Origin of the sequence: Flavobacterium erciyesense (assembly GCF_018069925.1) — a bacterium.
Classification (GTDB): Bacteria; Bacteroidota; Bacteroidia; order Flavobacteriales; family Flavobacteriaceae; genus Flavobacterium; species Flavobacterium erciyesense.
In genome coordinates this window covers 75193-96811 of record NZ_JAGPXB010000013.1, presented here as the reverse complement: position 1 = coordinate 96811, position 21619 = coordinate 75193, and the positions used below count along the sequence as shown (strand labels likewise).

At 35.3% G+C, this 21619-nt stretch carries 21 protein-coding genes; 14 read left to right on the top strand and 7 right to left on the bottom strand.

Features of this window, described 5'->3' with window-relative positions:
- Nucleotides 1–70: 70 nt before the first annotated feature.
- A complete protein-coding gene (locus KBJ98_RS12600) occupies nucleotides 71–1417 on the bottom strand; it encodes an alpha/beta hydrolase family protein (RefSeq protein ID WP_210791164.1) in 1347 nt (448 codons plus the stop codon).
- A 203-nt stretch (nucleotides 1418–1620) separates the two neighbouring features.
- The gene (tatA, locus tag KBJ98_RS12595; protein ID WP_166132628.1) at nucleotides 1621–1800 is read right to left on the bottom strand and encodes a twin-arginine translocase TatA/TatE family subunit; all 180 of its coding nucleotides are present in this window, start codon (nucleotides 1798–1800) and stop codon (nucleotides 1621–1623) included.
- Between the two features lie 211 nt (nucleotides 1801–2011).
- Here tatA and KBJ98_RS12590 point away from each other — a divergent pair, with 211 nt between their 5' ends.
- Genes KBJ98_RS12590 through KBJ98_RS12555 form a run of 8 tightly spaced genes read left to right on the top strand, consistent with a single transcriptional unit; the run spans nucleotide 2012 to nucleotide 10275 of the window.
- Nucleotides 2012–2524, top strand: coding sequence for a peptidase (locus tag KBJ98_RS12590; RefSeq protein WP_210791163.1), 513 nt, complete (start codon nucleotides 2012–2014; stop codon nucleotides 2522–2524).
- 34 nt (nucleotides 2525–2558) lie between these two features.
- Complete coding sequence (locus KBJ98_RS12585; protein ID WP_210791162.1) at nucleotides 2559–4058, top strand: GH3 family domain-containing protein; 1500 nt, start codon at nucleotides 2559–2561, stop codon at nucleotides 4056–4058.
- A 36-nt stretch (nucleotides 4059–4094) separates the two neighbouring features.
- On the top strand, nucleotides 4095–5774 hold the full coding sequence (locus KBJ98_RS12580) for a DUF6909 family protein (RefSeq protein WP_210791161.1): 1680 nt from the start codon (nucleotides 4095–4097) through the stop codon (nucleotides 5772–5774).
- Nucleotides 5775–5781: 7 nt separating this feature from the next.
- Nucleotides 5782–6756 carry a hypothetical protein gene (locus tag KBJ98_RS12575; RefSeq protein WP_210791160.1) on the top strand — a complete coding sequence of 325 codons (975 nt, stop codon included), beginning with the start codon at nucleotides 5782–5784 and terminating at the stop codon, nucleotides 6754–6756.
- Between the two features lie 5 nt (nucleotides 6757–6761).
- Nucleotides 6762–7619, top strand: coding sequence for a glucose-1-phosphate thymidylyltransferase RfbA (gene rfbA / locus KBJ98_RS12570; protein WP_210791159.1), 858 nt, complete (start codon nucleotides 6762–6764; stop codon nucleotides 7617–7619).
- Between the two features lie 6 nt (nucleotides 7620–7625).
- Nucleotides 7626–8177: a dTDP-4-dehydrorhamnose 3,5-epimerase gene (rfbC, locus tag KBJ98_RS12565; protein ID WP_210791158.1), complete on the top strand. Its 552-nt coding sequence runs from the start codon at nucleotides 7626–7628 to the stop codon at nucleotides 8175–8177.
- Entirely contained in the window at nucleotides 8165–9028 is an 864-nt protein-coding gene (rfbD, locus tag KBJ98_RS12560; RefSeq protein WP_317192499.1) for a dTDP-4-dehydrorhamnose reductase, read from the top strand. The genes rfbC and rfbD overlap by 13 nt, the downstream gene beginning before the upstream one ends.
- Nucleotides 9029–9066: 38 nt before the next feature.
- Nucleotides 9067–10275 (top strand): hypothetical protein, encoded by a 1209-nt coding sequence (locus KBJ98_RS12555; protein WP_210791156.1) that lies wholly within the window; start codon nucleotides 9067–9069, stop codon nucleotides 10273–10275.
- Here the strand turns inward: KBJ98_RS12555 and KBJ98_RS12550 are convergent.
- The 4 genes from KBJ98_RS12550 to KBJ98_RS12535 form a co-directional block, all read right to left on the bottom strand.
- Nucleotides 10201–11424, bottom strand: coding sequence for an O-antigen ligase family protein (locus tag KBJ98_RS12550; protein WP_210791154.1), 1224 nt, complete (start codon nucleotides 11422–11424; stop codon nucleotides 10201–10203). The genes KBJ98_RS12555 and KBJ98_RS12550 overlap by 75 nt on opposite strands.
- Complete coding sequence (locus KBJ98_RS12545; protein WP_210791152.1) at nucleotides 11421–12323, bottom strand: hypothetical protein; 903 nt, start codon at nucleotides 12321–12323, stop codon at nucleotides 11421–11423. Before KBJ98_RS12545 ends, KBJ98_RS12550 begins: the two co-directional genes overlap by 4 nt.
- The gene (locus tag KBJ98_RS12540) at nucleotides 12316–13551 is read right to left on the bottom strand and encodes an oligosaccharide flippase family protein (RefSeq protein WP_210791150.1); all 1236 of its coding nucleotides are present in this window, start codon (nucleotides 13549–13551) and stop codon (nucleotides 12316–12318) included. Before KBJ98_RS12540 ends, KBJ98_RS12545 begins: the two co-directional genes overlap by 8 nt.
- Nucleotides 13552–13630: 79 nt before the next feature.
- Entirely contained in the window at nucleotides 13631–13870 is a 240-nt protein-coding gene (locus tag KBJ98_RS12535; protein WP_210791148.1) for a hypothetical protein, read from the bottom strand.
- A 220-nt stretch (nucleotides 13871–14090) separates the two neighbouring features.
- On the opposite strand from KBJ98_RS12535, the gene KBJ98_RS12530 reads away from it, so the two are divergent.
- From KBJ98_RS12530 to KBJ98_RS12505, 6 genes are all read left to right on the top strand, one after another.
- The gene (locus KBJ98_RS12530) at nucleotides 14091–14723 is read left to right on the top strand and encodes a DapH/DapD/GlmU-related protein (RefSeq protein WP_210791146.1); all 633 of its coding nucleotides are present in this window, start codon (nucleotides 14091–14093) and stop codon (nucleotides 14721–14723) included.
- Nucleotides 14724–15749 carry a glycosyltransferase family 2 protein gene (locus KBJ98_RS12525; RefSeq protein ID WP_210791144.1) on the top strand — a complete coding sequence of 342 codons (1026 nt, stop codon included), beginning with the start codon at nucleotides 14724–14726 and terminating at the stop codon, nucleotides 15747–15749.
- A 6-nt stretch (nucleotides 15750–15755) separates the two neighbouring features.
- On the top strand, nucleotides 15756–16877 hold the full coding sequence (locus KBJ98_RS12520) for a glycosyltransferase (RefSeq protein WP_210791142.1): 1122 nt from the start codon (nucleotides 15756–15758) through the stop codon (nucleotides 16875–16877).
- Between the two features lie 62 nt (nucleotides 16878–16939).
- Entirely contained in the window at nucleotides 16940–17923 is a 984-nt protein-coding gene (locus tag KBJ98_RS12515; protein ID WP_166132643.1) for a UDP-glucuronic acid decarboxylase family protein, read from the top strand.
- Between the two features lie 195 nt (nucleotides 17924–18118).
- Entirely contained in the window at nucleotides 18119–19471 is a 1353-nt protein-coding gene (locus KBJ98_RS12510; protein WP_210791140.1) for an exopolysaccharide biosynthesis polyprenyl glycosylphosphotransferase, read from the top strand.
- 1 nt (nucleotide 19472) lies between these two features.
- A complete protein-coding gene (locus KBJ98_RS12505; protein ID WP_210791138.1) occupies nucleotides 19473–20264 on the top strand; it encodes a glycosyltransferase family 2 protein in 792 nt (263 codons plus the stop codon).
- Here the strand turns inward: KBJ98_RS12505 and KBJ98_RS12500 are convergent.
- Complete coding sequence (locus KBJ98_RS12500; RefSeq protein ID WP_210791136.1) at nucleotides 20238–21548, bottom strand: phenylacetate--CoA ligase family protein; 1311 nt, start codon at nucleotides 21546–21548, stop codon at nucleotides 20238–20240. The genes KBJ98_RS12505 and KBJ98_RS12500 overlap by 27 nt on opposite strands.
- Nucleotides 21549–21619: the final 71 nt, after the last annotated feature.

Sequence of the window (21619 nt, the reverse complement as noted above, 5' to 3'; positions counted from 1 at the left end):
ATAGAAAAATCCCAAAATTCAATATTTTTCATTGAATTTTGGGATTTCTAAATTTGTATGCAAACGGTTTTTATTTTCTAGCGCTTATCCAAGAGCTCATTTTATCAAGCACTTTTGGTGAAATGGTTTGCTCAATTTCCACATATTCGCTCATAGCACCTGTTGTACATTCCTGAAAAAGATGATTCATGCCTTGAAATTCGTAGGTTTCGAAATTTTTATTTTTAGCCTTTGTCAATGATTTTTTTATGGCTTCCAAATTTTCTTTTGCAGGTACTTGAAAGTCTAAACTTCCGTTGATAGCCAAAACAGGAATCTTTAGCTTAGAAACATATTCGTCTGGATTAAAAGCGATAAAGTATCTGAACCAAGCATTTGATACTTGTTTTTTAACATCGTCTGGCAATTTTTCTGAGGATGAATTTATAAACTTTTCAAAGTCGGAATCAAAAGTGCTGCCTTTGTAATTTTTTATAAAATCATAGATCATTCGGTTTATTTGACTGCTTTTTTGAAGCGCTTCTTCACTCATACCCGCTAGTTTTCCCGCCAAATAATTTTGCTGTACTAAAAGTTCGTTTATAGGTTGACCAGGTCCAGCCATCAAAACCAAAAATTTAACGTCTTTGTTTGTACTAGCCACGATAGGAGCAATCATGCCGCCTTCGCTATGACCAATTAAACCAATGTTTTCAAAACCTATTGCTTTTAAAAATAATACTGCTGCATTGATATCAGTAGCGTAATTGAAAGAGGTTTCATCATTACTCCCTTTTGATGAGCCACCAATTCCGCGATCGTCTAGTCGGAGAGTGGCAATACCTTTTTTAGCAAAATCATCAGCGATTACTGCAAAGGGTTTGTGGCCAAAAAGCGCTGAATCGCGATTTTGTTTTCCTGAACCAGTAATCATAATCAAAATGGGCTGTTTTTTATTGAAATTGTTCGGTTCAGATAGTGTCCCGGCCAAAGTATTCTTATCTGTGGAATTGATAAAAGTTACTTCCTCTGTTTTGTATGTAAAGGGTGCTTTTGGAGTTTGTGGTCTGTACAATTTTGGCGCAAGCCCATCACCTTTAATTTTAGAAAGTATTAATGGTAATTCCATTCCACCTTGTTTAAAAGTGCCGTTAATGCTTTCATTTGTTACTTTTCCGGAGTAGTAGATTCCCAATGCAGGTAGCTCGAGGGCTAATTGATCAGCAGTGTAGCTGGTTGTACTGACTGGAATATTTGTAGCCCCTTGTTTTGGACTGTCAAGAGTTGAAATGAGTTTTTCACCCTCTTTTTTAATGTGAAAAATTAGTGGCAATTTCATTCCTGGAACGTCTAGTTCACCTTGCCAAGAACCAGTTATTTCTTGTGCAAAAAGAAGTTGAATACTTAAAAGCAATACGGTTACAAGAGTTGTTTTCATTGTTTTTTGATTTTAATCTCAGTCAGTTAGTAGCAAATTGATTTTTATTTTATTCACGTAAATTTTTTCCACAAAGTTTTCAAAATAAACTTCTACAAGAAATTAATCTATTATTGAAAAAACAAGTATCAAAAAAATTTACAAAAAAACCCAAACAGCAATTGTAGTTGCTATTTGGGTTTTTCTATTCTAGTTATAAAGAATTATTCTTTTGTAGAAGCTTCTTCTTTTTTATTGGCTGGTTCACCGTCTTTTGCTGCGTTCTTGAATTCTTTGATTCCGCTTCCTAAACCTTTCATCAATTCTGGAATTTTTTTACCTCCAAAAAGTAATAAAACGACAGCTAATATTATAAGGATTTCTGTAACACCTAATCTTCCCATGATAGTATAATTTATGCCGAAGCAAATTTGTAAATAACCTAATAGCAAAGGTATATAGAATTACTGAATACAAATTCATTTTACAGCATTTATTTAATGGGCGAAGCGTTAAAAATTTATTAATGTCACTGCACCAATTGCTTTTTGTATTGCTGTAAAGACAGTAAATGCAAGCACAATAATTGTTATATTTGTTCAATAATCAATGAATATGTCCAAAAAAAGACAAAAACGAAAAGTCATAAAAGAAAATTTATTCAACAAAAGACGTCTCGTAATTCTAAACGAAGATACTTTTGAAGAGACCTTTTCATTAAAACTCACCTTAATGAATGTTTTTGTTGTAGCTAGTGTGGGTGCTATCTTAATCATTTTTGTAACTACATTTATCATTGCATTCACGCCTTTACGAGAGTTCATTCCGGGCTATTCGTCATCGCAATTGAAAAAAGAGGCTACTGAATTGGCTCTCAAATCAGATTCGCTTTCTAAAGCCATAAAACAGAATGATTTGTATTTAAAAGCCATCAAGAAAGTTTTAACTGGTGAGTTAGAATATGCTAAATTCAACAAAGATTCTATTTTAGAAACTCCCGAAGTAACAGCAGATAAAGTAGATTTAACTCCATCAGAAGCAGAATTGGAATTGCGCAAACAAGTGGCTATCGAGGAGCAAAAAGCAGCATCAAATTCGGCTGCGTCCAAAAGAAAAAGTTCTAAATAAATCGTATTTTACATTTCAAAAGTATCTCATCAGGATGTCATTAAAATCAATTATAGCAAAGATTTTTGCCAAAAATATATATCAAAAAACCCAAGCTTGGGCTACAAATCCAGTAGTGGCTCAACAAAAGGTGCTGCAGCAATTAATTACTCAAGCACAACATACGGCTTTTGGCAAGGACCACCATTTTAATAAAATTACAACTGCGGCCGACTTTGCCAAGTACGTTCCCGTGCGCGATTACGAAGCACTAAAACCTTATGTTGATCGAGTGGTACAAGGCGAAGCCGATATTTTGTGGAAAGGGAAACCGTTGTATTTTGCCAAAACATCGGGTACTACATCTGGAGCAAAGTACATTCCGTTGACTAAGGAATCCATGCCGTATCATATTGAGGCCGCCCGAAATGCCATCTTGCATTACATTCATGAAACCGGAAATGCAGATTTTGTAGATGGTAAAATGATTTTCTTGCAAGGAAGTCCGATTTTAGAAGAAAAAAATGGAATAAAACTAGGGCGTTTATCCGGAATTGTAGCGCATTTTGTTCCAAAATACCTTCAAAAAAACAGAATGCCATCTTGGGAGACGAATTGTATCGAAGATTGGGAAACCAAAGTAAATGCCATTGTTGAAGAAACGTTTCATGAAAATATGGCTGTGATTTCAGGGATTCCATCATGGGTGCAAATGTATTTTGAAAAACTGCATCAAAAAGGAGGGAAGCCTGTTAGCGAAATTTTCAAAAACTTTAATTTGTTCATTTACGGCGGTGTGAATTACGAACCGTATCGGGCCAAATTCGAGAATTTAATAGGAAGAAAAGTAGACAGCATTGAATTGTTTCCGGCTTCGGAAGGATTTTTTGCCTATCAAGATTCTCAAAAGGAAAAAGGAATGTTACTACTGCTAAACTCCGGAATTTTTTATGAGTTTATCAAAAGTGACGAATTTTACACGGAGAATCCAAGACGTTACACCATTGGTGAGGTTGAATTGAATGTCAATTATGTTTTGATAATTTCGACCAATGCAGGACTTTGGGGGTATAATATTGGCGATACCGTTCAGTTCACGAGTTTAAAACCGTACCGAATAATTGTATCGGGCAGAATCAAACATTACATATCGGCTTTTGGAGAACATGTTATTGGTAAGGAAGTAGAAAGTGCTTTGCAAGAAGCCATTATCGGAACATCAATCAGAATTAATGAGTTTACAGTAGCACCACAAATCACGCCAGCAGAGGGATTGCCGTATCACGAATGGTTTATAGAGTTTGATTCCCAAGGATCGGGAGAACCAGAAAATTTAGAGAATTTTGCGGAGGCGCTAGACAATGCCATGCGCAAACAAAATGTTTATTATGACGATTTAATTGTGGGCAAAGTGTTGCAAAAAGTGGTGGTTACCAAAGTGGTTAAAAACGGTTTTCAAGATTATATGAAATCGATTGGGAAATTAGGTGGCCAAAATAAAGTGCCGCGCTTATCTAATGACAGAAAAATAGCAGATTTGTTAAAGACCCAATAAATGTCATACATTTGCAGGTTAAAAAATAAGTAGAAAATGAAAGAAACAAAAAATATATCGCGCTCAAGAGCACAAGAATCATCGGCAGCCATTGAAAAAATGTACATAACAATGCGCCACCTTTTTAATAGAGGATTTTACAAACCAATGGGAGTATCAGGCGATACGCTTCGCGAGGCATTACTTGCTTTACGACCAGAGATTTACGGGAATATTGCCGAAGAGAAAGTAGAATTGAACGGACTTTTGTACGTAATTGAACGTTTACCAGTAGGAATTGAAGAATGTCGTTTTATCAATCTTACTTCGGATGAAGGTTACTCAAAATCGCATTTTCAAGCGATTGTTCCTCCAAAAAGACGTCGTAATTGCTACCGTATTGATGAGGAGCAAATGAATGTAGAAATTACAAGAGGAAGATCTGATATTTATGATATTTTAACGCACTTGACTTTTGTTTTTATCGAATCACATAAAATCAGAAACCGTGTTTTATTAGATGATGCCGGCGAGGTTTCTCGTGATTGGATCAAGCTTGAGCAGGCCGTTTCATCAAAGAAAAAGCTAACTCAAATAGAGAAAGAAAAAGCTATTTCGCATGCAGCTAACATTTTAGGTAGAACTTTTGCTGAGGTTTTAGATATTTATGATGCCTTTGGTTCAGCAGCTGCTCCAGACCGTTTTTTACACGTGATTTTTTGGTTGGGTAAACTAGCCATTGAAGAAATTGTAGAGGATAATAAAAGAACGATTACTTTCAGCCCAATTTTAAGAGAGCGTTTAGGACACCACATTCACGGTGAAATTTGGGCAACCAATATCAAAGAAGTTTTAAAAGCCAATCAACTTTTAAACCGACCAATTCACGTAATCAGTGCCAACATGCACAGTGTGATGAATTCGATTTTTGCTACCGAAGTTTTGAAAACGAAGTTCAAAGACAAATCGGATTTCTTTATTTATGAAGAGCTAAGTAGATCAGGTGCTGATGAGGTGCGCAATCAAGTTACAGCTGTTGCCTTGAAGCAAGGAATGATTTCATTACCAGACACATCAGGAACTAATATTGACGTACAAATTTTTGATACAGCTAAAATCAATTGGACCAAAACATCGTTTCCTACGGCGCAAGTAGATACTGAAAAACCGGTGCTAATTGTTATGGATTATGCTTTTGGAGAACAAGCTTATGAAACTATTGATGAGTTATTGAAACCATTTAAGAAAGATACTTTGCTGAATGTAAAATCGGTTTCAATCATGGGTAAAGCAGGAATTCTTGAGGGCGGAAAGGGAGATATCATGATTCCTAATGCACATATTAACGAAGGAACTGCTGATAATTATTTCTTTGAAAACGAATTAACTGCCGACATGTTTGAAGGAAATGACATTGCGGTTTTTGCAGGTCCAATGGTAACTGTTTTGGGAACTTCATTACAAAACAGAGATTTATTAAAGTTTTTCCACGAATCAACTTGGGGAATTATTGGTCTTGAAATGGAGGGTTCTTATTATCAAAAAGCCATTCAATCGGCCTCAAAAATTAGAAGAAGTGTACCAAGCGATATAAAAGTTCGTTATGCTTATTATGCCTCAGATAATCCTTTAGAAACAGGAAGTACTTTGGCTTCAGGTGGTTTAGGAACAACAGGTGTAAAACCTACGTATTTGATTACCATTAAAATATTGGAACAAATTTTCAACGTAAAATAACAATCCTATGAGCGAAAATAAGCCGCTTAATTCGAGTGATCAAGAAGTTGATTTGTCTCAAATATTTTCAAAAATGGGTCTTTTTGTAGATCGTGTTTTTTTGCGACTATTTGAAGGTTTTTTGTTCCTGAAACGAAATGTTTTGGTATTGATTGTTTTGTTTGTTTTGGGAGCAGGGCTAGGTCTATTTTTAGATAAATCCAGAACAGCTTATGATCATGAAATCATTGTGATGCCTAATTTTGGATCGACGGATTATTTGTATGGCAAAGTAGCTTTACTAAATTCTAAAATCAAAGAAAACGACAGCTTGTTTTTGCAAAAATTAGGGTTTGACACGAGGTTGAAATTACGAAATATAGAGATAACTCCAGTTATTGACGTCTATAAATTTGTAGGTAATGATGAGCAGCGTTTAGAGTTGGTAAAACTCATGGCCGATGAAGGCGGTGCGGCAAAGTCAATTGAAAATGAATTAACGAGCAAGAATTATCCGTTTCATCAACTGTCTATTTCTACAGCTAAAAAAGTAGGTCAAGATGATTTTGTGAAACCTTTGCAGGAGTATTTGAATGATTCAAAATATTTCTCAGCTATTCAAAAAGAAAGTTTGAAAAACCTTGAAATGAGCCGCAAAGAGAATGATTCGATACTCAAACAAATAAATACCTTACTCAACAACTTTAGCAAAAATCCGAAAGGACCAAGCAGTAGTTTGGTATATTACAACGAAAATACGCAGGTAAACGACTTGATCAAAAATAAAGAGCTACTAATCAAGCAGCAAGGTAATAATCGTTTAGACAAAATTAACTTTGATAGTGTTATCAAAGAAATTAGTTTAGTGACCAACATAAAGAATGTAAAATCTATCAATGGCAAACTTAAATTTTTAGCTCCATTATTGTTTGTGGGGCTGTTCATATTTGGTAGCCTATTCGTTAGTTTTTATCAAAAACTAAAAGTTAAATACAATAAATAACTACCATGAAAGGAATAATTCTAGCAGGAGGTTCAGGTACGCGCTTGCATCCGTTAACACTAGCAGTGAGTAAACAACTGATGCCTATTTATGACAAGCCTATGATTTATTATCCTTTGTCATCCTTGATGTGGGCAGGAATCAGAGAGATCTTGATTATTTCGACACCACATGATTTGCCTTTATTTCAACAATTGTTAGGCGATGGTTCTAAATTGGGTTGTCGTTTTGAATATGCCGTGCAAGAACATCCAAATGGTCTTGCCGAAGCTTTTATTATTGGTAAAGAGTTTATTGGAGGCGATAAAGTAGCCTTGGTACTGGGAGATAATATTTTTTACGGAACAGGTTTGTCACAACTTTTGCAAGCCAACAACGATCCTGATGGCGGTATCATTTATGCCTATCACGTAAACGATCCAGAGCGATATGGTGTGGTTGATTTTGACTCGGAAGGAAATGTACTTTCTATTGAAGAAAAACCATTAGTACCAAAATCTAATTATGCTGTTCCCGGAATTTATTTCTATGATAACGATGTGGTAGATATTGCTGCGAATATAAAGCCAAGTCAACGCGGAGAAATTGAAATTACTGATGTCAACAAAGAATATTTGCGCAGAGGTAAATTAAAAGTAAGTATTCTCGATCGCGGTACTGCATGGTTTGATACTGGAACATTCAATTCGTTAATGCAAGCCTCTCAATTTGTACAAGTAATTGAGGAGCGTCAAGGATTAAAAATAGGATCAATTGAAGAAGCTGCTTTTAGGATGGGTTACATCTCAGCAGAGCAATTAAAAACGATAGCACAACCTTTATTAAAGAGCGGATACGGTTCGCATTTATTAGAGATAATTTAATAATTTATGATATTTAATACAACCAAACTGGAAGGCTGTTTCATCATTGAACCCAAAGTAATTCAAGATGAAAGAGGCTACTTTATGGAAAGTTTCAATGCTAAAACGTTTCAAGACGGTGTACAAAAGGAAGTTCATTTTGTACAAGACAATCAATCGTTTTCTACCAAAGGAGTGCTTAGGGGATTGCATTACCAAACCGGAGCGCATGCGCAGGCTAAATTGGTTCGTGTTTTAAGTGGCGAAGTTCTTGATGTAGCAGTCGATTTGCGTCCCGAATCTGCGACTTTTGGCGAGCATGTTTCGGTTGTACTTTCTGCTGAAAATCAAAGGCAGTTTTTTGTGCCAAGAGGTTTTGCACATGGTTTTGTTGTCCTAAGCGAAACGGCAACCTTTTTCTACAAATGTGATAATTTTTATAATAAAGAGTCGGAAGGTGGATTAAAATACAACGATCCTGCTTTGCAAATAGATTGGAAATTTTCTGAAGAAGATTTATTGATTTCAGATAAAGATAAAATTTTGCCTAATCTAGATCAAGCCAAATGCGTTTGGTAGTGCTTGTGACCGGTGCCAACGGTCAGTTAGGCCAAGCCTTGCAGCATATTGCCTCAGGATACGCTGAAATCGATTTTGTGTTTTGTGACTCAAAAACGCTAGATATTACCGATAAAGCAGCCATTCAAAGTCAGTTTGAAAAATACAAACCTGATTTTTGTATCAATGCAGCAGCTTATACTGCGGTTGACAAAGCAGAGCAAGAACCTGAAAAAGCAATTGCAATTAACACAACCGCCGCACAATATTTAGCCGAGGTTTGTGATGAGTTTAAAACGCAATTGTTGCACGTATCCACTGATTTTGTTTTTGATGGACTTGCGGAAGAGCCCTATCTAGAAACTGATATGCCTAATCCGCAAAGTGTGTATGGGCAAACAAAACTTGACGGTGAGAAGGCAATTCAAGCGGTTTTTGGTGCTTATTTCATCGTTAGAACGTCATGGGTTTATTCACAATTTGCAGGTAATTTTATGAAAACCATGTTGCGATTGGGAGCTGAACGAGATTCTCTATCAGTTGTTGACGATCAAATAGGCACGCCAACACATGCAGTTGATTTGGCTCATGCATTAGTACAAATTATTCTTTTTGCATCAAAAAATCCTGATCACCAAGCGCATGGATTGTATCATTACAGCAATGAAGGCTCCTGCAGTTGGTTTGAATTTGCTAAGGAAATTTTTGAGGTAAATAATGTCAGTATTGATTTGAAACCAATTCAGAGTAGCAGTTATCCAACACCTGCACAACGACCAAAGTACAGTGTTTTAGATAAAAGTAAAATTAAAACTGTTTTTGGCATCTCGATTAAATCTTGGGAGGATAGCTTGAGAAATACCGAGCTATAGCCATTTTTTTTTCCGGATAGGCTTTTTACAATAAGCAAATGAAAAATGTTTTAAAAACCAAATTGACTAACGTAAAATGCCGGGAAATTGTTTTTCTTTTGGCGGTACTTTTATTGGTTGTTATCCCAAAAGGAGGTTTTAAAATAGCTGGAATTCCTATCACATGGGGATATTTGTATTTAGGTTTTTTATCGGTTTTAAGCTTATTCATTATAGGTTTTAAAAGCGAGTTTAAAGTACCTAATAAAGCCTTTATTGCTTACGTAGCAACCTTACCCTTCGTAGCTTATTTCACGCTTCATTTGCTTATCAATGGTTATCAAGGCAGTTTAGGAAACCTGATTTCGTTTTATGTAAGTTTTGTTTTTTTGCCGTTGCTGTTTTATATCTTTTTGAGTTCATTTCTAAAAAAAATAAACACAGCTTACATGGCTAATATCATTAGCCAAGCGGTTTTTATCGTGGCCTTGTACGGGATTTTTCTGTTCGTGTATAAGCAAGTTGTGGGGCATTTTCTAGAAATTCCATATTTAACTGTCAATGCAGGTGATTTAGGCGAGTTAGATTCTTCCAAATTCAATCAACGTGGCTCCGTTAGTAAATTGATATCAACTTATAATAACGGTAATATTTTTGGGGTTTGTACTTTGATGTTGTTCCCGGTTTTTTACCAAAATACCAAATCGAAAATAAAAATAATCACTGTGGTATTGGCGTTACTACTCACTTTATCACGAACAGTGTGGATCGGTTTGATTTTTTATTTTCTGTTTTTGTATCGCAACCAAGTCCTGAAATTAGTTAAAGTTTATTTGTTGGTCGGACTTTTGTTGCTGTTTTTGGGATCAATTATTATGACGCGTTACTTTCAATACGGTTCTCTTGGAGGTTTTATTTTGGACTCAAATCTAGGCGGACGAATTTTGCAAATCAGAAAATCAAACGAAATCACCTTATTTGGAAGCACGGTCTACAATGCTATTGAAGAAATCGTGTATTTATCTATTTTTAAACAGTTTGGTTTAATTGGATTGGCGTTGTTTTGCCTTTCTTTTTTTACGCCTGTTTACCTTTTTTTAAAAACCAAAAACAACAATTTCATTTATTTCATGGGTGTGATCACCTACTTGTTTGTGTGTTTAAGTGACGGCTGCATTTTATTAATTCCCACCTTAGCTTTCTTCTATTTCATTTGTGTTATGACTTTTATTAGGGACAATAGCTCCCAGCAGCAGGATATCGCATAAAAAATAACAGTAAATACCGTACTGACGAACTAAAATATTTTCAGTTATAAAGGCAAAGCAAAACAATAAAGTGACTGAAAAGTACAAGTAGTTTTGTTTTTGATAAGCCAGTCGCAATTTGGTGAACAAAATCATAACAAAAGCCACAAAAAGCAAAATACCACCTTTTAAAAAGTAATCTAGATATTGATTGTGAGAGTTTATGTTCTCTTTTGATAATTCCGAAAAACCATACCTATCATAACAAGAATTGAGTTGATTTTGTAGCAAATTCGGGTTTGTTCCGAGTAAAAAAGAGTCGGTAATTGTTTGTAAACTGCAGTAATTAATGGTGTATCTAGAGGAACTGGCAAGCTTATTTTCGAATAAATAAACAACATCATCCCAATACCTTTGCGAAAGCATAAGTATAGCACAAAAAGATATAAAAAGTATTACTACCATTTTTTTTGAAAAAACTAATTGATTGCTTTTAATGGCATAAAAATAATACAACAAAACTCCCAAGAATAGCATTGAATACAACATCATTCTAGAATTAACAATGAGTAAACTTGCTACAAAAATCAAGCAAGAAAAACTATAAAACACCTTTTTGATGGTGTTTTTGGCAGTATTGGTAATCCAGGTATTTGTAAGTATTAGTAGCGCAATGCTAATCCATAAACTGAAATAAGTGCCATGAATGTGCAAATGATTCTCGATATTAAATCGGGCAAAATACCAATTAAAATTATGGTTGGGAATATCAATGAGGTAGAATACAATTGTATATAAACTGAGCAATCCTACGCTACCGCAAAAACTGAGCAGTATACGTGTTTTATGCTTTAAGAATGTTTGGGATTGATATAAATACCGACTGCACAACGGGATTGCAAATAACAATAAAGTGTTAGCTAGCAAGTTGATGCTTTTGGAACTGAAATACCACAAACAAACTCCTGAAAATAGTACAGCTGCAGAGATAAAAGGTAAGTTAAAAGTATTTATTTTAAGAGATGTCCTCTTTATTTTGGTTAATAAAAGAACGCTGCAACCAATCATTGTAATAGATTGAAACGCTTCCCAAAAATACAAAACGGGTGAGATAGCCAACAGGTAAAGAAGGACTACGAGTAAAAGATCATCTTTGAGTAGCGTTTTCATTTTACTATTTTTTTAAATGCATCTCGAATGCCATTTTGCAGCCAAAGAGGTAAATATTCGCGGATAAATTGAATCAATTTTTTCTTCCATTTTAATCGAAATAAATCCCAAGTGCTAATATTTAATTGCAATGAATAAATTTCATCTTCTGCAATAAACCCTAATGAATTCCATTTTGTAGGATCGTTTTCATGCAAGTTGGTGAAAGTGGTGTAATTGCTAAGATCAATTTTTTTCCAAAACTCAAAAAAAGCCAAGTTATCTGAGTCATCTCGATGTGACCAATTGGTTATTTTGGTATAAATTTCGTCTTCGTCTCGAGCCCAAGATTGGTGCAATAAAATGAATTTTGTAATTATTTTATTCGAGTGTCTTGTGGCACGCATGTATTTGTAATCAGGCCAATTGGTAGCTACTTCAATAGTATCGAGTGAATCTTTTACGTAGAGGAAACCACCCTCTACTTTTTTAAATAGAGTAATCCATTGTACCTGAATTTCAACGGCTTGTTGCTCAGGATTATCTAAGTAGTGTTTGTTTTGTTTTAAAAAATCAGTAAAACCTTTAAAGTCCTTAAAATATTCATCACTATCAATTTGAATGTGCCAGCCACCTTTTCCCATGGCCTGTGCTAATAAATTGCGCTCTCTAGTATCGTTTTGAGCTGGTGTATTTTCGGGGATGTAAAAGGTATCTTCGTATAAGACAATTTTGTTCGAAACATCAAATTGGCGTACCCATTCAAAAAATTCTGGAGAAATGTATAGCGGATTCCCACTCCAAGTTTTGCGTTCTCTATCTATGGCGAGCACAATCAAATCAGCCTCTTGATATACTAAAGGAATGGATTGGTACAAATACTTGAAATCATACGAAACTAAAAATCCAACCTTAATCATGTTTGAAAAAATTTAATGTGCTATTGGTCCAGGTTTTATAATTTAAGTACAGGCAAATAAAAAGTTCCGTCAAAAGTAAGGCTGCAATCATACCTTCAACATGAAAGTAATACGTAAGCGCAAAAGACAAAATCAAATTAAGCATCAAACCAATACCATAAGCGCTAAAGTAAATATTTTTTTGCTCATGCAGTACTACCGACATGTAAGCTGATTGATTTAGTGCTGCAATAAGTGGTAGCGGAGACAATAGCATCAAGTACCAACTCGATTCCGCAATATTTTGACTACTTAAAAAAGGAACAATCCAATCGGCAAAAAACCAAATAATAAGCATTCCAAAACTGTACAAAACCAAATACGATTTAAAAATATAACGCAAGTAGCGATTCAATTGGTCTAAATTACGAGTTCCTATTTGTACTATTTTCGGGAAAACACCTTGAAATAAAACGCCAATAGTATGTTTGCAAAGCATGATTATTTTTTCGGCAACACTATAAATACCAACAATTTTTGATTCAAAAAATAATCCTAGAATAAGTGTTCCCGAGTTTAAAATGGAGCAAATACTTAAGTTGGTCAAAAACATTTTAAAACCATCTTTTAATTCAGAAATAAGGGCTGAAATAGAAGTTTGGTGGTATCGAAATTCACATTTAAAATACAAATAAAATAATGCTGCAATAAACTGCAGACTATCAAATAAGGCTAGTATAAAAAACACTAAAGCAACGGTTTTAAATTTGGGTAAAACCAGCATTAACGTTAAAATTGCGCTTATTTTGAAAATAGTATTCAGGATAAAATACACGTTAATTTTATTGAGGCCAATGAAAATCCAGTGGGTATTTTGAGATCTAGAAAACAACAAGGCAAATAGCGATAAGCACAAAAGTAAATTGTTTTGAATGTCATCGTAAAATTGTACGCAAACCAAAAGCAGCAACATTGATGGGATGAGCAACACTGCTTTGGTGCTTATTACAGAGGAGATGTAGGAGTTTAAGGCTAGCTTGTCAGTACCTAATTGACCAATTTTCACAGGTCCTAAAATACTCCAAGAGTAATCATTTATTACGGCAATATAGTTGATTAGGGAAATACAAATTGCGATTAATCCGTAGGTCGTTATTCCAAAAACACTGATGTAAAAAGGAATAAGCAAAACCGGAAAAAGAAAGTTGATAAAGTTGATGCCAAAACTTAAAAAGACATTTTTAATCACAATTGTGGGTATATAAAATAGAGGTTACCTCATTAGGAAAACCTCTATGTTTTATTTCAAATTTAATATATCAGCGATCTTATTGTTGTGAATCATCCACACCGCCTTGCGAAGTCCATGCACCTGATTTGTCTCCACGCATAGTTACTTCACCAGTTTCAGTATCTAAGATAAATACACAAACTTCTCCGCTATCCGTACGTTGAATTACTGACATTTGGTATCTGCCTTTTGCTTCTTGTTCTGCTTTCTCTTTTGATGGTTCTTGACAAGCAGCTAATAATGCAATCATGGCAATACTAAAAACTATTTTCTTCATTTTTTTTTCCTTTTAAAAATCAATTCAAATGTAAATTTTTTAAAGCACACTACAAAATTATTCGAGTGAGAGCCTTTTTGATAGCGGATTTTTAAGTTGTAAAAAGCACTAATAAATTTGCGAAAGAGTCTTGATGTTTGTGAATTGATAATTCTTATAATCCAATAAAAAACTACCTTTGTGTGAATAGATTTTGATCTGAATAGAATACCGAAGAACTATGAAAAAAATTGTTATGCGACTTGTAGATGCTCTTGCCAATGTTTGCAGCTTTTTAATGTCGTATTCGATCATAAAGTACAGCAAGTATTTTAAGAACAGAATCTACGCTTTCATGGTCAAAAGAAACTTTAAAAACTGTGGTTCCAATTTTTACCTTGAAGCACCTATTTATCTCCATAATGCGCAGCACATTACCATTGGTGACGATTTTTATTGTTTTGAACGCTTGCGACTAGAATGTTTTGAGCGCCACAATGGCTATTCTTTTCAACCCAAAATTACCATTGGAAACAATGTAAGCATCAACTACGATTGTCATATCGCTTGTATCAACTCGATAACAATTGGTAACAATGTACTATTGGCCAGTAGGGTATTTATCACCGATCATTTTCATGGTTCGGTTGATGCGATTTCGTTAAAAACTGCGCCAAACAAACGTCCTTTGGTTAGTAAAGGTCCTGTAGTTATTGAGGATAACGTATGGATAGGCGAGGGTGTGAGTATTATGCCAAATGTTACCATTGGTAAAAATTCTATAGTAGGTGCCAATGCTGTTGTTACAAAAAGTTTTCCAGCTAATTCAGTACTTGCGGGTAATCCTGCAGTTTGTATAAAAAGTATATCATAAATGCATAACACTATTTTAGAAAGCGGTTACAGTATTGCTATTCCGGCCTACGGACGACCGGTAGAATACGAGGCGCTTTTGCAATCTATTTTAGAAATGGATTTGTTGCCAAATGAAGTAATAGTTGCCGAAGATTGCTCTAAAGAACGCAATCAAATTAGGCAAATAAGCGAGCGTTTTCAAATTCTTTTTAGTTCAAAAAAAGTGGTTTTACAGTACCATGAAAACGAACATAATTTAGGTTACGACGCCAATATTCGAAAATTGATTGGCTTGTCTCAGTTCAAATGGGTTATTTTGATTGGCAACGACGATTTATTCTTGAAAGACGGTTTAACACACATTGCCGACTTTTGCGAAAGGCATCCTGATATTGCTATGGTTTCACGACCATTTATTCGTTTTGAAACTAGTTTGCATGAACCTATTGGCGTTTCGCGTATTTTGCCAGCAGAAACGTGTGTCAAACAAGGAGACGATCCCAAGTTAATTTTTAGGTCTTGCGGCTTTGTTGGCGGACTTGTTATCAATACTGCGTGGGCAAATGAAAAAGCTACAACGCAATACGACGGCACTTTATACTATCAAATTTACCTCGCGGCCCATGCCTTTTGTACACAAGGAATTGGATATTTAGCACAGCCTTCGGTTGGTGGGCGTGCGGGTAATCCACCTTTGTTTGATGAATCAGCCAAGGACGGAGCGCATCATATTCCAGGGGCCTATTCGGCGAAAGCCAGAGCCAAAATGTGGCGTGGCGTATTACAAATTGCTAAAGATGTAGGCGCTCAGTACAATTACAATTTAGTGGATGCTTTGCGACAAGAGTTAATGGTTAGGCAAGCCTTTCATATTTTTGAAATGAACGTGGGAGCAAGCAATGCCACTTTGAAAGAATTACGAGCAGAATTGACCAAATTGGATTTGTTTAGTCATTGGCTGCCTAAATCATTATTTTACCTTAATTTTATTTTTGGCAAATACGCCTATTATTTTTATTTCCTAATTCGAAAAGTAGCACAATAAGCCCGAATGAAAAAAGCATTAATTAACGATTGGTATTATGTAAATGGTGGTGCCGAAAAAGTAATTCATTCACTCAATGCGATTTGGGATGATTTTGACCACTTTGCCTTAATCGATTTTTTGAATCAGTCTGATCGAGATTTTATTTTGAATGGCAAAAGTGCTGCTACCACTTTTGTTCAAAAATTACCTACCGCAAAATCAAATCACCGTAAATTTTTGCAATTGTTTCCAAGCGCCATGTCTCAATTTGATTTAAGTGGGTACGATTTGGTTTTAAGTTCTTCATCGTCAATTGCAAAAGGAGTGCGCACCAAGCCGGAGCAATTGCATATTTGCTACTGTCATTCGCCTATGCGTTATGCGTGGGATTTGCAAACACAATATTTGCAAGATGCGGGTTTACACAAAGGTTTAAAAGGCAAATATGCACAATATGTGCTGCGTAAAATGAGACAATGGGATTTACAAAATAGCCCTCAGATTACACATTTTATTGCCAATTCAAAATATGTTGCACAACGCATTAAAAGCATTTACCAGCGTGAAGCAACGGTAATTTATCCACCAGTAAACACTACTTTTTTTACTCTTCAAGAATCGAAAAAGGATTATTTTTTTACAGCTTCCAGAATGGTTTCTTATAAAAAAATCCAACTTATTGTCGAGGCTTTTAACGAAATGCCTCATCATCAATTAATAGTGGCAGGAACGGGACCAGAGTTGGATGCGATTCAAAAAATAGCCAAATCGAATATTCAACTTTTGGGTTTTGTAGATCAAGAACAACTCAAGTATTATTTACAAAATGCGAGAGCATTTGTTTTTGCTGCTGAAGAAGATTTTGGAATTGTTCCCGTCGAGGCTCAAGCTTGTGGTACTCCTGTAATTGCTTTTGGAAAAGGTGGCGTTCTTGAAACTGTACTTCCAGAGCAAACGGGTTTGTTTTTTCACGAACAAACTGCTCAATCCATTCAAGCTGCGGTCAAACTATTTGAAACCAAAAAATTCGATCTCAAAACGATTCGGGAACACGCTGAAAAATTCTCAAAAGAACGTTTTGAATTGGAGATAAAAAACTTTGTCAATGAAAAGTACGAACTACATCAAAAGCAGTTTGTCATTTAAAAAAGTAAACCCAATAATTATAACTATTTTTGTTACCAATAAACTAGGAGTAACCATTTACTATGAAAAGAATTTTAATCACCGGAGCTGCAGGATTTTTAGGTTCACACCTTTGTGACCGTTTTATCAAAGAAGGATATTTTGTAATCGGGATGGATAATCTCATTACCGGAGATTTAAAAAATATTGAGCATTTGTTTCAATTGGAACATTTTGAATTTTACCACCACGACATCACCAAGTTTGTACATATTCCTGGCGATTTAGATTATATTTTGCATTTTGCATCGCCTGCAAGTCCTATTGATTATTTAAAAATTCCAATTCAAACCCTAAAAGTTGGATCCTTAGGAACTCATAATTTGTTAGGTCTTGCTCGAGTTAAAAAAGCCAGAATCCTTATTGCATCCACTTCTGAAGTATATGGCGATCCTTTGGTACACCCACAAACAGAGGAATATTATGGGAACGTAAATACCATAGGACCAAGAGGAGTTTATGACGAAGCCAAACGTTTTCAAGAATCAATCACGATGGCGTACCACACTTTTCATGGTGTAGAAACTAGAATTGTTCGAATTTTTAATACCTACGGACCAAGAATGCGTCTCAATGACGGTCGTGTTATTCCTGCTTTTATAGGTCAAGCTATTCGTGGCGAGGACCTAACTATTTTTGGCGATGGCATGCAAACCCGTTCTTTTTGCTATGTTGACGATCAGGTAGAAGGTATTTTTAGATTGTTACATTCGGATTATGCTTTGCCCGTAAATATTGGAAACCCAGATGAAATCACCATTAAAGATTTTGCCGAAGAAATCATTAAACTCACAGGTACCAATCAAAAAGTGGTGTACCATCCCTTACCAATAAATGACCCATTGCAGCGCCAGCCAGATATTACCAAAGCTAAAGAATTATTGGGTTGGGAAGCTAAAGTTGGCCGTGCCGAAGGAATGAAAATTACTTATGAGTATTTTAAATCTTTATCACCAGAGGAACTTTCTAGAGAGGAACACAAAGATTTTTCGAAATATATATTTTAAATCGAGCTTTTTTGGGTTTATAACAAAAGTTAACCGAGAGGTAAATTGGTACTATGAAAACACTAGTTTAAGAGGAGGTTAAATTATGCAAAAGTTTCAATCAATCAGCTTAAATGCTCCTCCAGAAAAGTTATTTTAGCCCAACTTAGTAAATGGCAAGTGCGAATTGCGTACTATTTTTAATTTGAACCAACAGTGAAAACCAAAACAGGAAGATATTCGGGCTACATTCGTCCTTTTTCTTTTATAGTTGATATGAGCATTCTCAATATAGGTGCAATTTATCTGACTGATTTTCCTATGGATTTCATTTTGTACCCGCTCAGTATTAGTTTGAGTTGGTTTATCATTGCTGCAAGTTTGGGTTTTTATGAAGTTTACCGTTATACCAAAGTAATCGCTATTCTAAATTGTGCTTTAAAACAAATTATTTTATTTAGCCTTTTCTGCATGGCTTTGGCCTTTTTTCATTCTGATAACTCGAGTTTTTATAAAATAGTCTCGTACACAAGTACAACATTTGCCCTAATCATGACGGTGAAATTGTGTATTTACTACTTTCTTAAAAAATTCAGAGTGCTGTACGGAGGGAATTTCCGAAAAGTAATATTGGTTGGAAATGCCAAAAGCGTGTCTCCGTTGCAACATTTTTTTACCGAAAATCCAGATTATGGTTATCAATTAGAACATGTTTTTGACCTAGAAAAAGAGAAATCAATGCAATTGCAAAAATGTTTTGCATTTGTTTTAGAAAATAAAATTGATGAGATCTATTGCGACATGGGCGAATTAAGTCAAAAACAAATTAATGATTTGGTATATTTTGCAGATAACAATTTAAAAACACTCAAGTTTATTCCTAGCGAAAAACAAATTCTGTCTCGTAATTTCACTTTTGAGTATTACGATTATATCCCGGTGATTTCCTTGCGCAATATTTTGTTAGATGATACACTCAATAAATTTATAAAACGCATTTTTGATATTGTATTTTCATTATTGGTAATTGTTGGTGTTCTATCTTGGCTCAGTATAATACTAGCCATTATAATCAAATGGCAATCCAAAGGACCGTTGTTTTTTATTCAAAAAAGAAACGGTTTAAATTATAAAGAATTCAATTGCTACAAGTTCAGATCGATGGAGATTAACGATGAAGCACACATCAATCAGGTTCGAAAAAACGATGCTAGAGTAACCAGAATAGGTCGCTTTATGCGCAAAACAAGTATTGATGAACTGCCTCAATTTTTTAATGTATTGCTTGGAGACATGTCGGTTGTGGGTCCTAGGCCGCACATGGTGAGTCATACCGAAATGTATGCGCTAAAAATAGATAAGTTTATGGTGCGTCATTTTGTGAAACCAGGAATTACCGGCTTGGCGCAAACCAAAGGGTATCGTGGCGAAGTAGAAACAGACGAAGACATCATCAACCGTGTGAAATACGATATTTTTTACATGGAAAATTGGTCTATTTTATTGGATATAAAAATCATATTTGACACTATTTACAATACCTTACGAGGCGATACAAAAGCGTACTAATATGCAAAACGAATTGGTATCGATACTAACTCCTTCTTTTAATTCTGCTCCATTCATAGCAGCAACAATCGCATCGGTACAAGCCCAAACCCATACCAATTGGGAGTTAATCATTATTGACGATGCTTCTTCCGATGACACTGTTGCCATTGTCAAAGCTTTGGCACAAAATGATAGTCGCATTCATTGTATTACATTGCCAAAAAATCAAGGAACAGGCGTAGCTAGAAATACCGGATTGCAAGTAGCCAAAGGAAAGTATATTGCTTTTTTAGATGCTGATGATTTGTGGAAACCGAATAAGTTGGCTACTCAAATCGCGTTCATGAAAAATCACCAGTTGGCCTTTACTTATTCTTTTTACGATTGTATTGATGAGGTTGGATTGCCGCTGAACAAAACCATTACCGCACCGCTAGTATTGCGATACCAGCACTTGTTTTTTTGTAATTTCGTTGGTAATCTCACAGGTATTTATGATAGAAATATTTTAGGTACTGTACCTATCCCTACTGCCCGAAAACGACAAGATTGGATGCATTGGTTGTCTATTTTACAAATAACAAAAAAAGCTTACGTAGTTCCTGAAAGTTTGGCCTACTATCGTGTTAGAAGCAACTCTATATCAGCATCAAAACTAGAGTTGATCAAGCATAATTTTGCAGTCTACACTCAATTTCTTGGTTACAATTTTATAAAAGCAAGTTTTTGTATGATGGGTTTTTTGGTAGTGCAACTTTTGATAAAACCTAGATTTAAAAAGTATCTACAACAACGAACTAAATTGTTTTAATTTACCTCTTTGGCTACGGTTTAAAGTTTCTTTACGGACAAAAGTAAAATGCAAGTTAGGTTCTAAATACAAGGCAATAGCAGCTTCAATTTTTTGTATTTGCGCAGGAAGTAAGGTTGTTGCGCTCACATACTCAATCTCAAACTGATCCAAAGCAATCTGTTTGATGACGAATTCTTTCACATTGCCATCATCTTCAATAATGCTTTTGGTCACATAATAAAAAGTTAAGCCTGCTGCTTTTTTTCCGCTAGGCAAAACAGCCACATCATTGGTGCGACCTATAAGTTCCTTTAAAATAGGTTTTTGGACTATACTTTTTTCATCAATCGTGCCAATATCGCCAATATCATAGCGAATAAAAGGATGCGCTTTATTGAACAAAGAGGTAATTACAATGCGCCCGGCAGTGCCATTGGGAACTACTTGGTTTTGATCATCCAGAATTTCAACAAACAGTGTTTCGGCATTTACTTGCCACTCGTTTTCAAGGTTCTGGAACGCAATTAAATCCAGTTCTGAGGCACCGTATTCATTCACAACCGGAATTCCGAATTGGTTCTCTAGCAGTATTTTATCTGAAGTAAAAAGCATTTCGGAGGTGACAATACACACTTTTAAACTCGGACAAATGTTCTTTAAAATGATATTTTGCTGTTGCAAATATTTAGCAAACACCACAATTGCGCTGGTGTAACCGTTGATGTAATCGAATTTTTTAGTTCGAAAATGCTGAACATAATTGGCCAAAACGGCATCCGATAAATCAAAAATCGGGAAACGGTACCGATTACCCAACCAATCTTTAAAACGTTCTTTTTTGTAGCCAACAAAATCAAGTGGTATACCGTAAAAACGGGCCTGATAGGAAGAGTTAAAATCAATTCCGTACCAACCAAATCGGTATTTATTGGATGCCCAAGTCATGGCATGCGACCATTTATCTTTGGCAAATACAAATGGAGTACCGCTAGAACCCGAGGTTTTATTGGTATATAAAGCTTTTGACTTGTAAGGTAAAGACAACCGATCTTGCAAGGTAGTTTGTAAATTAGCCTTGGTCAAAACAGGCAAGTCTTCCCAATTGGGGGATGAATTTTTACCGACTAATTCAGCATAAAAAGGATTGTTTAGCAGGTGATAAGCAACTATTTCTTGTTTTTTTTGCGCCAAAAAACTTTGGTGTTCTTCTGCTGACAAGGTATTGATAGCACGCAACTGAGCACAAGCTTTCTTAATTGGAAAGCCATTGATTTGAAGCGATAAATCAAATAATGGAAGCATAGAGCGGTAGCAATTTTTTCAAAAATAATATTAAGTAGCAACTTAAACGGGGTAAAAGGGAAGTTTTTAGT

Coding starts and splice junctions, on each gene's coding strand:
- KBJ98_RS12600 (WP_210791164.1), bottom strand. CDS start 1,417: ATGAAAACAACTCTTGTAACCGTATTGCTTTTAAGTATTCAACTTCTT.
- tatA (WP_166132628.1), bottom strand. CDS start 1,800: ATGGGAAGATTAGGTGTTACAGAAATCCTTATAATATTAGCTGTCGTT.
- KBJ98_RS12590 (WP_210791163.1), top strand. CDS start 2,012: ATGTCCAAAAAAAGACAAAAACGAAAAGTCATAAAAGAAAATTTATTC.
- KBJ98_RS12585 (WP_210791162.1), top strand. CDS start 2,559: ATGTCATTAAAATCAATTATAGCAAAGATTTTTGCCAAAAATATATAT.
- KBJ98_RS12580 (WP_210791161.1), top strand. CDS start 4,095: ATGAAAGAAACAAAAAATATATCGCGCTCAAGAGCACAAGAATCATCG.
- KBJ98_RS12575 (WP_210791160.1), top strand. CDS start 5,782: ATGAGCGAAAATAAGCCGCTTAATTCGAGTGATCAAGAAGTTGATTTG.
- rfbA (WP_210791159.1), top strand. CDS start 6,762: ATGAAAGGAATAATTCTAGCAGGAGGTTCAGGTACGCGCTTGCATCCG.
- rfbC (WP_210791158.1), top strand. CDS start 7,626: ATGATATTTAATACAACCAAACTGGAAGGCTGTTTCATCATTGAACCC.
- rfbD (WP_317192499.1), top strand. CDS start 8,165: ATGCGTTTGGTAGTGCTTGTGACCGGTGCCAACGGTCAGTTAGGCCAA.
- KBJ98_RS12555 (WP_210791156.1), top strand. CDS start 9,067: ATGAAAAATGTTTTAAAAACCAAATTGACTAACGTAAAATGCCGGGAA.
- KBJ98_RS12550 (WP_210791154.1), bottom strand. CDS start 11,424: ATGAAAACGCTACTCAAAGATGATCTTTTACTCGTAGTCCTTCTTTAC.
- KBJ98_RS12545 (WP_210791152.1), bottom strand. CDS start 12,323: ATGATTAAGGTTGGATTTTTAGTTTCGTATGATTTCAAGTATTTGTAC.
- KBJ98_RS12535 (WP_210791148.1), bottom strand. CDS start 13,870: ATGAAGAAAATAGTTTTTAGTATTGCCATGATTGCATTATTAGCTGCT.
- KBJ98_RS12530 (WP_210791146.1), top strand. CDS start 14,091: ATGAAAAAAATTGTTATGCGACTTGTAGATGCTCTTGCCAATGTTTGC.
- KBJ98_RS12525 (WP_210791144.1), top strand. CDS start 14,724: ATGCATAACACTATTTTAGAAAGCGGTTACAGTATTGCTATTCCGGCC.
- KBJ98_RS12520 (WP_210791142.1), top strand. CDS start 15,756: ATGAAAAAAGCATTAATTAACGATTGGTATTATGTAAATGGTGGTGCC.
- KBJ98_RS12515 (WP_166132643.1), top strand. CDS start 16,940: ATGAAAAGAATTTTAATCACCGGAGCTGCAGGATTTTTAGGTTCACAC.
- KBJ98_RS12505 (WP_210791138.1), top strand. CDS start 19,473: ATGCAAAACGAATTGGTATCGATACTAACTCCTTCTTTTAATTCTGCT.
- KBJ98_RS12500 (WP_210791136.1), bottom strand. CDS start 21,548: ATGCTTCCATTATTTGATTTATCGCTTCAAATCAATGGCTTTCCAATT.